The following is a 12,663-nucleotide window of genomic DNA, read 5'->3' as shown; positions in this document are numbered from 1 at the left end:
ATATTTTTTTATCTTTATATATGAAAAACTACCTTATTATCTATGGAAAATTATAGCATAATGTAGAATAAAAGTAAAATATGTATTATAAATTTGAAATATAGAAAATAACGGAAAATTGTAAAATATGTCCTATATTCTATTTAAAATGAAGTAATACATCTAAACATAAAAAAGCTCTTTTCTAGAAAAAATTAATCTAGAAAAGAGCTTTTTAAAATGATATTATAGTTACTTTCTTTTTATTTCGTCTGTAAGAGCTATAACCTGATCTATTAGATTTCCTATGTATTCTATAGTATCTAATAGTGGTTTATCTGTAGTTATATCTACACCTGCCATCTTAGCAAGATCAACTGGAGTTTTGGTTCCTCCTGCTTTTAACACCCCTTTCCAATCTTCTACTGCCTTTTCTCCTTCGCTTAATATTCTTTGGCTCACCTGAGTTGCAACTGTAAGACCTGCACTATATGTGTATGGATAGAGTCCCATATAATAATGAGGCTGTCTCATCCAAGTAAGCTCTGCGCCTTCATTTATAGTTACAGCATCTCCCCAGAATTTTTCTAATACATCTCTTTTAATCTCATTGAGTTTCTTTGCATAAACACTGCCGCCTTCATCAATTATTTTATATACTTCTCTTTGATAAGCAGCTTCTAATAGATGTGTTACAAAGTTATGGTAATATGTATTAGTGATCATGGAGGATAAAACCCATCTTTTGAATCTTGGATCATCTTTCTGTTTAATCAGATAATTACTTAGAAGCATTTCATTTATTGTTGAAGGTGCTTCTATGAAATAAAGTGATGGAGACTCATTAAACATATTATTATGTTGCTGAGACAGCACAAAATGGCCTGCATGACCTAACTCATGTACTAAGGTGAACACTTCACTCATTAGTCCATTCCATGAGAGTAGTATGTAAGGATGTACTCCATAAGGTGTTGCACAGAATCCTCCAGTAGATTTACCTATGTTTTGAGCAAAATCTACCCATCTTTCATCATAGGATTTCATCATGAGTTCAAGATAATCTTTACCCATAACAGATAAAGCACCTTTTATATATTTTTTAGATTCTTCTATAGTAACTTCTGGATCATAGTCTGGATCTATAGACACTTTAAGGTCTGCAAAGGTTACTTCCTCTACCCCATATATTCTTTTTATAAGTCCTGCATATTTTCTCATATGCGGTGCTAGTTTATCCATTATTACATCTATTTGCCTGTCATAAAGCTCTCTATCAACCTTTTGATCAAACAACAAATAATCAAATACCGAATTATATTTTCTCATGCTTGATATGATTTTTTCTTTTTGTACTTGAGTTTGGTATGCTGTAGCTACTGTATTTTGATATTCTCTAACCTTTTTAGAAAAAGCATCAAAAGCTGCTCGTCTAACATCTGTATCTTTGTCTCCCTGATAAGTATTTTCAAACAAAACAAAGCTAAGAGGATATTCTTTCCCGTCTATATCAAATTTTCCAAAATCCATATCAACTAGCTTCGCTTGATTATACACATTATAAGGAGCTTCAAGTACTGGAGAAAGCCCTGCAAAAGCTTTTTCTACCTCTGGGTGAAGTGTGTGAGGCTTGCTTCTTTTTATATCTTCAAGATATACTTTATATTTCTCAGTTTTATTTATAGCTTCATCTAGAACTTTGTCATCTGTTTCTTTTAACTCACTTTCTATAAAGGTTAACTTACTAAAAACTTCTGACAATATCATGTTATTTTTAGTTTCTTTAGCTTGGTTATCCACATCTGTCTGATCTACAGAAGTTGCTAATGATGCATAAGTATTTGTCAACATAGCTTTTATGTATAGTTCTTCATATTCCTCTATGCATTTTAAAATAGTATCAGTGCTGCTTAACTTACTTTTGTATTTGCTTTCTATTTCACTGGAGCTTTCTATGACTTCTTTTAGTGTTTTTTCGTACTCTTCATCTGTTTTGAAAATATGGGATAAGTTCCAAGTCAATGATATGTCTATTTCTTTTCTTGGTTTTAATTCACTACTCAAAATTATCTACCTTCTTTCAATAATATTTGTTCTATGTTTTATTTTACATCAATAATCTGAAAATAAAAACAATTAAAACACCATTTAGTATAACTTTCTACTAAATGGTGTTTTAATTGTCTGATATAAAACTAGACTTCTATGTCTCGAAAAAGTATTTCAAGAGATTTTTCAGCGCTTCCAACCATCATAAATATAGCCATCCATGTCTCATAGAAGCCATTTAATATTCTTTTTTCTGAAAAGTTTAAATTTCCTTCTTCTAAGGACTCTCTTATGAGTCTATCTAAATCAGAAACTGAAGCATCTCCATCTGTATCTCTTAAAACTATATCAAATTTATCTTTAAATATAGGCAAGTTCTTTTTTATTACATGAAAATTATCTTTCATCTCTTCATTTGACACTATATCTGAATCATAATTTATCATTTGCATCTCCTCCTTAATCTTAGTTATTCTTTTGTACTAATAGGCATTATTTTAGCAAATCAATTAACAGTATTATATCATAAAAATAAAATCAAAAACTCCTATAAAGTGAAGTATACTGTACTTTTCACTCTACTGATCATCTAGAAGTCTAAATTTAAACTTTTGCCACGGTTTAATATAATCTAGTAAATATATTTCTTCATCAACAATTTTCCCAACCACATTAGTTTTGCCGCTATTAGTCATTGGTTTTAATGCTATCTGCAATTCACCTGCATATCTATCATATAGTGAGCTCTCTATTAGAATGTCTCCTCTTTTAATTTCAGCTGGATTAAAAAGCTCAAATGTATTGTTTTTATATTTTACCCTGCTTTGAGTAGAACGTATCATATATTCAGACACATCGCCTCTATTAAAATGAAACTCTTCTAGCACTATCTTACGTTCAATCTCAGAAATATTTTGATTTAATTTAACATTTAAAGTAAGTATGTTCTTATCTAAATTAGATAAAGACTTTAATTCTTCTTGTGAAGAGAAGCAGTGAGAAATGATTACATCATCTATTAATTCTGTATTAAATAGATCTTTTGCTTGTACCTCTATAGGTAAAAACCTGTGTTCTTCTAAAGTAGGTAACCCTTCGGTTACATTCCATGGTCCAATTTTCCCGACATTAGAAGAAACAAAAGCTGCAGTCTTAATTCCACTTTCTTTAAATTGTTTGCTGCATTTATAAAAATGTTCTCTAGAAAGACCTGAATATCTATGAGGATAAAAGTTATGACATCCTATTAAGTTTTCTACATTTGGTTTATATGATAATATGTTATCTAAATATTTCGTACCGTTGCTCATATTGATTTCTATTTTTAAACCGTATGGATTATATGTCATAATACTTTCTTCATTTCCTGAAAATCCAATATCAAGCCTTATTCCATGTAAACCTAACTCATGAAAAAAACCTAGATCATCATATTTTATATTGAATTTTGTAAAAACTTCTGGACTGACATCAGCTACAACTTGCATTTTTAGCTCATTGGCATAGTTTACTAAGTCTTTGAACTCAGATACTAACTTATCACTATTATCTTGTGTAGAAATCAGGCAAGAAAATATTCTCTCGAAACCATAACTGCTAGCAGTATCTATATAATTTTTATTCTCATCCAAAGTTCCATGATGGGGATAAATTGATATACCTAATCTTTTCATTTCATACCTCCATTTTTTTAAAATATTCGCTGTATGAACTGTAAATAAAATCCCTATTCACTTTCAATATTTCATCTAAAATTTTTATAGCTTTATCTACAGATTGAACTAAAGGATTTACGATGAGAGCTTGTAGTGCAATATGATAGTCTCCTTGCATACTTGATTTAATAGTTAAAGCTTCATAGTCCTTTATCATTCTTATAAGACCGCTAATTTTATCGGGAAGCTTGCCAATATTTAATGGATGAGCACCATTTCTGTTTACTATACAATTGGTTTCTATAACTGATTCATAGGGTAATTCAGGAATAGTTCCATTGTTCTCTACATTTACAGTATGAATCTCATTCTTATCATTAAATATTGCACTTATAAGGGATACTGCTGCATCTGAGTAATATGCTCCTCCTCTTTCCTCTAATTCTTTCGGCTTATGATTAAGTAAAGGATCCACATATATATTAAATAACTTCTTTTCTATTTCCATAACCTGTTCCGCTCTACTTTTTATATTAGTTTGCATATCTTTTAACAGCTTCTTTAACATCTCATCTTTCATATAGTAATATCTATGGTATGGACAAGGAATCATACCTAGAGCTTTGATAAAATCTGTATCCCATCTCATATCTGGAACATTTTTCATTGAGAAGCTTTCCCCATCGGCTATTTTATTAAGTACTTCATTAGTAACAATGTGCCCATCAAGATATACTTCTTTGCCATACACCATGTGATTGAGACCAACAAAATCAATTTTTATTCTATTTACATTCACATCCATTATCTTCGAAATATTATTTGACATACTAATAGGAACATTGCATAGGCCTATTACTTTTACCTTTGTGTACTTCAATACCATTTCAGTAATTATTCCTGCAGGATTAGTAAAGTTAATAAGCCAAGCATTAGGAGATAATGCTTCAATATCATCGCAGATTTCTTTAATAACTGGAATAGTTCTGATTGCTTTTGCAAACCCTCCTGCACCAACAGTCTCTTGTCCTATAGCACCGTATTTAAGTGGAATCTTTTCATCATTCGCTCTAGCATCTAATCCTCCTACTCTTAGCTGTGTAAGAACAAAATCTGCTCCTTGGATAGCTTTTCGTCTATCTAAAGTATTAATTATTTTCATTCTCATTTCTTTCTTTTTTATCATTCTTCTAGCTAAATCTGATACAATTTCTAGTTTTTCTTTGCCTTTTTCTATATCCACAAGCCAAATTTCACTGACGGGCAATTCTTCATATCTTTTAATAAAACCCTCTATTAATTCAGGAGTATAACTACTTCCTCCACCGATAACAGCTATTTTGAGTCCTGCCATTGTAGTTCCTCCCTGATCAAAGTTTTTAGTTGTTCACTATGCTTAGTTATATATTAAATGACTGAATAGGCTGCTGTCCTACTCAGTCATTTTGCTGTAAATATCTATAAACTCATTTGCTAAATCTCTTATAGTTATTGCATTCATTAAGTGGTCTTGAGCGTGAACGAGAAGTAATGATAGTTCTTGCTTATTTCCTTGTGCCTCTTCATGGATAAGAGTTGTTTGACTTTTATGAGCAAGAGAAAGCTTTCCATTAGCTTCTTCGATGCATTTTCTTGCCTTTTCGATATCATTATTCTTAGCATATCTTATTCCATCCATGCTTAAGCTTCTAGCTTCTCCACTATGGTTTATAATATTTATTATGACCATTTCAAAATCCATATTTATGTCCCCTTCCTCTATTCAAAGCCTTTTATATTAATTATACCTTTATCTTATAAAAACAGCATAAAATATTTGGTATAGCTCAAATAGCAAGGTAAAGGGCAAATGCCCTTTACCCTACCCTTTATTAAGCACTCTGTTTTTCTTTATCTTTAACCTGCCTATCTGATAGTTTAATAAAAGGCAAATATATTATTATAGCAATCACAAAGTTTATTATAGCTAGAATAGCAGCTCTTATACTAGCAAATCCAGCCCCTCCAGTTGCTAGAAAAGCACCAATGCCAACTGGCGAAATCCACGGTATTGGGACATAAGTTGGAGGTACTAAACCTGTAGCAGTTGCGATATATGCAATTAATGAAAGAATTCCAGGTGTGATTAAAAAAGGTATAAATAACATTGGGTTAAGAACTATTGGTAATCCGTATATAACTGTCTCGTTTATTTGGAATACTCCAGGAGCCAGAGACAGCTTTGCAACTTCTTTGTATTCTTTTCTCTTCTTCGAAGCAATTAATATTGCAATTATCAAAGCTAAAGTAGCACCAGAACCTCCTAAATGTACATAAGAATCAAAGAATGACTTAGTTATTAAATTAGGAGCTGCCAATCCTTGTTGTATTGCACTAGCATTTGCTTCAAGTGCTGGTAAATAGACACTTTGCATTATTGGTTCGAATATATTGGCTCCATGTAATCCAAAGAACCAAAATAAATTCATAAGGATAGGTAATAATAAAACTGATATTATACTTTGGCCAAATCCTTGTAATGGTTTTTGAATTACGTTGTAAATTATATCGTACAAGCTATTAGCTCCTAGCTTATTGATTATAAAGGCTATAGCTCCAAAGACAAATATTGCAACAAAGCCTGGCACTACTGATGCAAAAGCTTTACCTACTGCTGGAGGTACGTTTTCAGGCATTTTTATTATTAGACCTCTTTTTGTTAGTTTTACAAATATTTCAGTTGCAATTAGAGCAACAATCATACCAGTGAATAAACCTGAAGAATTTAGATATCCCCAGTGAATATATCCCCAACCTGCGTCACCATGTGCTTGTGGCATTATACAGAAAAATGAAGCAACAGCTATTAATCCAGCTGCAAGACCATCTTCTCCGTATCCTTTAGCTAAGTGATATGAGATAGAAAAAGTAACAACTAAAGTTATTATTGCAAACGTACCCCACCATGCATTACCATTTATTGGCGTCAATATCGCACCTAATGGTGGAATCCACGCACCCAAAGTATTATTTAATAACACTGCAAATGCACCTGCTAAAAGTATCGGCATAATTGAACAAAAGCCATCACGTATAGCTAATAAGTGTCTTTGCCCACCTATTTTAGATGCTACAGGAACAAATCGTTTTTCCATAAACCTTAAAAAACCATCCATATTACAATCCCCCTAGTATAATTTTAAAATACTACTTTCTCTCTTTTTAGAATCAATTGATTCTAAAATTATTTTCCCGTTAATCCCCTTTTATCATCTTTAATGCGTGATCTAATACTGCTTCACCGTTCATTGTTCCATAATGTATTCCATTTATAATGTCTACTGGAACCTCTTTAGACCCAAGTAATTCTTTCACTTTAGGAAGAAGATATCTAACTTGTGGTCCAAGCAACAAAACATCAACATCATCTATATTATTTTTTACATCTGCTTCAGCAACTGCAGATATACTAACTTCTATTCCTTTTTTTGCTGCCGCATTACTCATCTTCGTAGAAAGTAAGCTAGTAGACATACCTCCTGAGCATATTAATAATATTTTCTTCATTGACATGCATCTCCTTCCATAGCTAAAATCAAAGCACCTTCTGCAGCACTTATAGTAGGTATTTTTATAATGATATCCGGATAATGGTTATTGATTTGTTTACACAACTCTTCTCTTATAATTTCAGATTTCAATAAAATACTGCCGTATAATCCTAAAGGAATATCATACTTGTCAATTTTAGAAATAAGAGTTATCGCCATATCTGTAAGCCCTTTAACTGCTTCATCTATTATATTTCTAGCAACTCCATCAAATTTAGAAACATTAATAACACTTTCAGCTAGAGATGAAATCATTTGTTTTGACAGCTTATTATCATATGTATAAGGTATTAAATCTTCTGGGCTAGTTATTTTTAACTTTTCCTTAATTTCATCCCATAGTATAGTCTTACTACCCCTTCCATCATAATACTTCATAATAGCTTGAATAGCTCTTTTTCCTATAAAATAACCACTTCCAATATCATCTAAAATATGTCCCCATCCCCCTACTCTATAAACTTGACCATTCTCGTCTACTCCAACTGCAATAGAGCCTGTACCACTGATAATTAGTCCACCTGTTTTTTTACCATTAGCAGCTACTAATGCGATAATACTGTCATTGCATACCTGTAATCTATTCTTATATCCGATTTTTCTAAAAAGGTTATAGATTGTCTGCTCATCTTTAGTGCAGTCTATTCCAGCACAACCCAAACACAAAGATCTTATATCATCTTTTTGTATATGAAGCTCTTTTAATAAGTATAGAAATATTCGTTCCAGTTCAACTTGTACTGACTCAATTCCCACCGAATGATAATTAGTAGCACCTACTTCGACCGAAGAAATCATGTTATGTCCATCGCTTATGCATGCAAATGTCTTTGAACCACCCCCATCAATACCAACATAATACTTCACTTTCTCCCTCCTCTCATATGCAAAATATGGCTTTGTACAGAAAACATAATTATGTTTATATTTGAAACCATTACATTATCAATATATAGCAACATTCGTGCCAAATTTAGAATGTGCCTTTTTTTCACGAATGATATCATGTATCAAGCTAACTGAACGATTTCAGAAAATATAATTATAAAGGTTACTTTTCCATGAAAATTTCTGCGTGTAATTATATAAAAATAGTGTGTAAAACATTTACACACTATTGCACAGTATCACTATTTGATAAAACCTGCTTTAATATAAAAGCTAGTTCATTATCACCTATCTCAATGTTATATATTTTCTCTATTAAAGACATACATTTTTTTATTTTGCTAAGCTCAGATTCATGCTGTCTTTTATATTCCTTCAAATTTTCAAATTTCTTAGTTTCTATACCATTTAGTATACTATCAACTAAAAAGCAAATATGTAGTGTGACCCCTAGCTTTACATCACTAGGAACTTTAACATCTAGGCTATATTCAATATTGCTTATTAAAAGCTTTGTATTATATACTATTTCTTCTCCTCTTATTGCTGTCATATGGTCATTTAAGGACTTCCCAACTTTTCTAAACATATCTTCTTCTTCAACTAACTTCTTTATTTTTGAAATACCACTTCCATCTAGTATTTCTATTGGTGAAAACAACGGAATATACTCAACTTCTATATCTATTGCGCTTATTACAGATATAATATTATATTTTTTATTAAGACTATTAAGGTTTCTTATAAACTCACTACGACTGGAAATCTCTAAAGCAACGTATTCTACATATTCATAATCCGTCAAGCTGTCTTGTATTATCTCTTTTAGCTTAACTGACGAGCCTTGGCCTGTGAAGCAAGCAGTTACTATAATATTATTTTTTTCATTTTCTTTCATATTAGATATGTTTTCAAAATTACTATTTTTATCTTTAAATGAACTATAAACCTGATCAATATCATATCCCATAACTGCCTTTCTGCATATCTCTAATGCTACTGGAGTACTAACCTTATCTATAGTTTTTATTTTTATTCCTATTTCTTCATGTAGCATATCTCCAAACCCCGTAAGAGATCCCATATCAACTAATAATATGACTCCTTTGCCTTGTTCAATGTCAAGTATCTTATTTCTAACCATATCATACATTATTTCAGGCTTCATATTAAGAGGCATATCAAGTGAAATAGCATGGTCTATACCAATCAAGCTATTAACAACATCCGCCATACTGCTAGCCGTAGAATTTCCATGCATTATTAAGATTACTGAAACTTTTTTCTGCTGATCATTGTCTAACTCATACGAACCTGATGTTAGAAACATGGTTAAATATCCTATTTCATCAACAGGTGTCTCAATATCAAATCTATTGTCAATTAGCTTAGCTATTTTCATGGCAAATAAGAAAGCTTCTTCATGGTTAACTCTTATAAAGTTAAGCTTAGGATTATATATTTTTTCTCCGTTCCTTATTCTTTCTATACTACTTTTTAAGTGAAGTGCTAGACCATAATAAATCTTTTCATCAAATTCTCGATTAAAACTTTTCTGTGCAAGTCCTAATATTTCTTCTGCTACTTCAACTATTTCTATATCAACAATCTTAATAATCTCATTTTTTCTGAATTTTCTCGATATATTTCCAATATATTTTTGAAAATGAGCTTCTATATCTATATTTAGTATTTCATTTATTTCATTTTCTTCAATACCTATGGACTTTAGGGATTCAAGCTTTCTCTCTATCAAGTTATAAAAATCTTCAGGATTATCTACTTCATAGTCGTTATACAAGTCAATGTATTCATTTTTACTAAACCCTAATATATTATCTTTATTAATCAGCACATGCTCAATTTCTTCTCTATAATACTTTATCTTCATTAATCCTTTTCTAACATGATTTGGAATATCATTTTGAGTAATCAGTATATACCTTATATCTGACGACTTATAGTTTAAAAATGCTTTAGCACAAGCTAGCTGAATATCACTTTTAAGCTGGCCTATGTTGTTAGGGCATTCATAAATCAGATAAGAGATTAACGAATTCCTATTTATATAGATAGTATTTCCTATCCGGCTAGATTCTTCATTGATAAAAGTCTCTACAAGAGAATATCTTTCACATATGCTTCGCTTTCTTAATGGAGGCATCTTAATGATCATAGGTATTCTTCTAGAAAAAGTATCAAGTAAATATGAGTGTGTATCCTCTGTTGTAGCTGCTATAAGTCTTACGTCTACGTAAGTAACCTTTTCAGTTTCTCCTAAAGGTCTAAAATAACCTTTGTCTATAAAAGTAAAGAGCATTTCTTGGCCTTGAGCTGATAATCTGTGGACTTCATCCAAAAAAAGAAATCCTCCATCAGCTTTCTTCAATAAGCCGTCTTTATCACGTTCTGCACCAGTAAATGCTCCTTTTTTAACTCCAAATATCTGACCTATAAGAAGTTGAGGATTATCTGCATAATCAGCACAATTATATCGTATAAACGGTGCATCATCTTCTATCGTCAATGATTCCTTTGCAAATTTATACATCATTTCTGCAAACATCGATTTTCCAACACCTGTTTCACCAAGCAAAAGTGTATGTAAGCCTTTAGGAGGATATAAAACTGCTGCTTTTGCTTTTTGTATAGGTATTGATAAACTTTGATTAGCACCTACTATCATGTCTAAACTATATTCGTTATTTACAACAGTATTATGAGTTGGACAGGAAGATTTTGTTCTATAAAATACAGGTCTGCCATTTGATTTTTGAATTTTTCCTTCATTATAAAGCTGGTTTAAATATCTACTTGTATTAGTACGATCTATTTTAAGCTTTTCACTCAATTCTGCTGCTGTAACTCCATCTTGATTTTGTTGTTCAATTTTCACAAGCATTTCATATATCTGAGTAATCCTCCTCATTTTATCCCCCTTGTTCCCATTTTTATGATATTTATACATTTATTTTACTATTATATGTCGCAATTTTCAAACAAAAGAACCTGCATTAAACTACTTATACTTGAATTTTCTACATTATAGTTATATATTAAGTATAGAAAAAATCTTATAATCTTTTAGAGGAGGAGTATAATGCCGCAGCTAAAATTTAGAGGAGTTAAAGTAGAAGATATATGCACTATTTCAATTTCACTTGTAGATCAACTAGAAAACATATTGAAATGCCCAAGAGAGTACTTTACTCTAGAACATATTCCATCAACATTTATAAACGAAGGAAAAATATCAAATGGATACCCATTTATTGAAGTTGCTTGGTTCGATAGAGGTCAAGAGATACAAGATAAAGTTGCTGAGATAATAACAGAAGAGCTTAAAAACGCAGGATACTCTGCATGCGATATATTTTTTACTTTGTTCAAAGAATCTTCATATTATGAGAACGGAAAACACTTTTAAATGAAACGACCACTGAAAATATAAGAAGCGTATTTTCAGTGGTCGTTTTATTTGTTATATTAAAGTTATTAAGGGTCCTTTTCGAAAATATATTTTTTAAAAGCAGGAACTCGTAAAAGTCCCTAACTATTCTTCATTATAAATCCTAGAAGAATACTATTCAAAACCTCTGGTTTTTCAAATATTGTCACATGCCCGCAATCAGGAATTAATACATATTCAGAGTTCAAAATATTATCTGCAATAACTTGAGAGAATTTTGGTCGCTTTAATAAATCGTCTTGTCCACATACAACCAATGCAGGACATTTTATCTTATGTAGACTATCAGTCATATAGACATCCCTTTCAAATGTATCATATAGAATCAGTTGTCCTCTAAAATAGTCTGACGGTATTTTTGCGAGTGCAGATGCTCTATCTTCAAGAAATGAAGCATTTTTTTTCATAAAATTATCACCATATATAGATGGTGCCATTCCCCAGAAAAATTGCTCTCCGTCTTCTAAACGTGCCAATACTTTCCATCCAGAAATAAATAGGTCTAAAACGTTATCTAATTCGCTCACAGAATTAATTACACTTAATGATTGAGTCATCTCAGGAAATAGAATAGAAAATTTCATCCCTACTTCTCCCCCATAAGATGTGCCCACTAAATGAACTTTTTCCACTCCTAAGTATTCGAAAAGTGCTTTAGCTTCTTTAGCATGCTGTTCAAATGTATATGGCCCTTCAGGTTTATCTGATAGCATTTGTCCTTTGAAATCATGTAAAATTATTTTCCATCCCATTTTCTCAAATATTGGGATTTGGTAATTCCAGCTATTTACAGAAGCCATTACACCGTTTAAAAAAGCTATAGCATTTTTTGAGTTTTTATCACCTCTTACTTCATAGTATAAATTAACTCCATTAAAATTGAAATTAGCCATATATGTTACCTCCTATATAATATTCTTAATATTTATACAAGCAAATAACATGCCAACCAATTATACAGATTCTAGAGAATGTTTAGAATATATGTGTTGAATTCACAGGCATAGCGCTAGTAACAATATTCTAATGAAAT

Annotated in this window: 11 protein-coding genes; 1 reads left to right on the top strand and 10 read right to left on the bottom strand. The window is 31.3% G+C overall.

What is annotated here, in order from left to right:
- Positions 1 to 231: 231 nt before the first annotated feature.
- The 9 genes from pepF to HNR33_RS11880 all read right to left on the bottom strand — a co-directional run bounded on the left by pepF (position 232) and on the right by HNR33_RS11880 (position 11,090).
- Positions 232 to 2,043, bottom strand: a complete 1,812-nt coding sequence (pepF, locus tag HNR33_RS11920; protein ID WP_429083571.1) for an oligoendopeptidase F — start codon at positions 2,041 to 2,043, stop codon at positions 232 to 234.
- A gap of 131 nt (positions 2,044 to 2,174) precedes the next feature.
- The gene (locus HNR33_RS11915) at positions 2,175 to 2,474 is read right to left on the bottom strand and encodes a hypothetical protein (protein WP_429083569.1); all 300 of its coding nucleotides are present in this window, start codon (positions 2,472 to 2,474) and stop codon (positions 2,175 to 2,177) included.
- Positions 2,475 to 2,606: 132 nt separating this feature from the next.
- Positions 2,607 to 3,701 (bottom strand): DUF871 domain-containing protein, encoded by a 1,095-nt coding sequence (locus HNR33_RS11910; protein ID WP_429083568.1) that lies wholly within the window; start codon positions 3,699 to 3,701, stop codon positions 2,607 to 2,609.
- Between the two features lies 1 nt (position 3,702).
- Positions 3,703 to 5,037 carry a 6-phospho-beta-glucosidase gene (locus HNR33_RS11905; RefSeq protein WP_429083566.1) on the bottom strand — a complete coding sequence of 445 codons (1,335 nt, stop codon included), beginning with the start codon at positions 5,035 to 5,037 and terminating at the stop codon, positions 3,703 to 3,705.
- Positions 5,038 to 5,115: 78 nt separating this feature from the next.
- Positions 5,116 to 5,424, bottom strand: a complete 309-nt coding sequence (locus HNR33_RS11900) for a PTS sugar transporter subunit IIA (protein ID WP_429083564.1) — start codon at positions 5,422 to 5,424, stop codon at positions 5,116 to 5,118.
- A gap of 130 nt (positions 5,425 to 5,554) precedes the next feature.
- Positions 5,555 to 6,838, bottom strand: a complete 1,284-nt coding sequence (locus HNR33_RS11895) for a PTS sugar transporter subunit IIC (RefSeq protein ID WP_429083562.1) — start codon at positions 6,836 to 6,838, stop codon at positions 5,555 to 5,557.
- Positions 6,839 to 6,917: 79 nt separating this feature from the next.
- Positions 6,918 to 7,229, bottom strand: a complete 312-nt coding sequence (locus HNR33_RS11890; RefSeq protein WP_429083560.1) for a PTS sugar transporter subunit IIB — start codon at positions 7,227 to 7,229, stop codon at positions 6,918 to 6,920.
- Complete coding sequence (locus HNR33_RS11885) at positions 7,226 to 8,140, bottom strand: N-acetylglucosamine kinase (protein WP_429083558.1); 915 nt, start codon at positions 8,138 to 8,140, stop codon at positions 7,226 to 7,228. The genes HNR33_RS11890 and HNR33_RS11885 overlap by 4 nt, the downstream gene beginning before the upstream one ends.
- A gap of 247 nt (positions 8,141 to 8,387) precedes the next feature.
- Positions 8,388 to 11,090 (bottom strand): sigma-54-dependent transcriptional regulator, encoded by a 2,703-nt coding sequence (locus tag HNR33_RS11880; RefSeq protein ID WP_429083556.1) that lies wholly within the window; start codon positions 11,088 to 11,090, stop codon positions 8,388 to 8,390.
- Between the two features lie 171 nt (positions 11,091 to 11,261).
- Here HNR33_RS11880 and HNR33_RS11875 point away from each other — a divergent pair, with 171 nt between their 5' ends.
- On the top strand, positions 11,262 to 11,588 hold the full coding sequence (locus tag HNR33_RS11875) for a DUF1904 domain-containing protein (RefSeq protein ID WP_429083555.1): 327 nt from the start codon (positions 11,262 to 11,264) through the stop codon (positions 11,586 to 11,588).
- A gap of 122 nt (positions 11,589 to 11,710) precedes the next feature.
- Here HNR33_RS11875 and HNR33_RS11870 read toward each other — a convergent pair whose 3' ends face one another.
- Positions 11,711 to 12,523: an alpha/beta fold hydrolase gene (locus tag HNR33_RS11870; RefSeq protein WP_429083554.1), complete on the bottom strand. Its 813-nt coding sequence runs from the start codon at positions 12,521 to 12,523 to the stop codon at positions 11,711 to 11,713.
- Between the last annotated feature and the right edge of the window lie 140 nt (positions 12,524 to 12,663).

The sequence above is a fragment of the Brassicibacter mesophilus genome, assembly GCF_050433385.1.
Taxonomy (GTDB): domain Bacteria; phylum Bacillota; class Clostridia; order Tissierellales; family Proteiniboraceae; genus Brassicibacter; species Brassicibacter mesophilus.
This window is presented reverse-complemented; position numbering and strand designations above follow the sequence as displayed.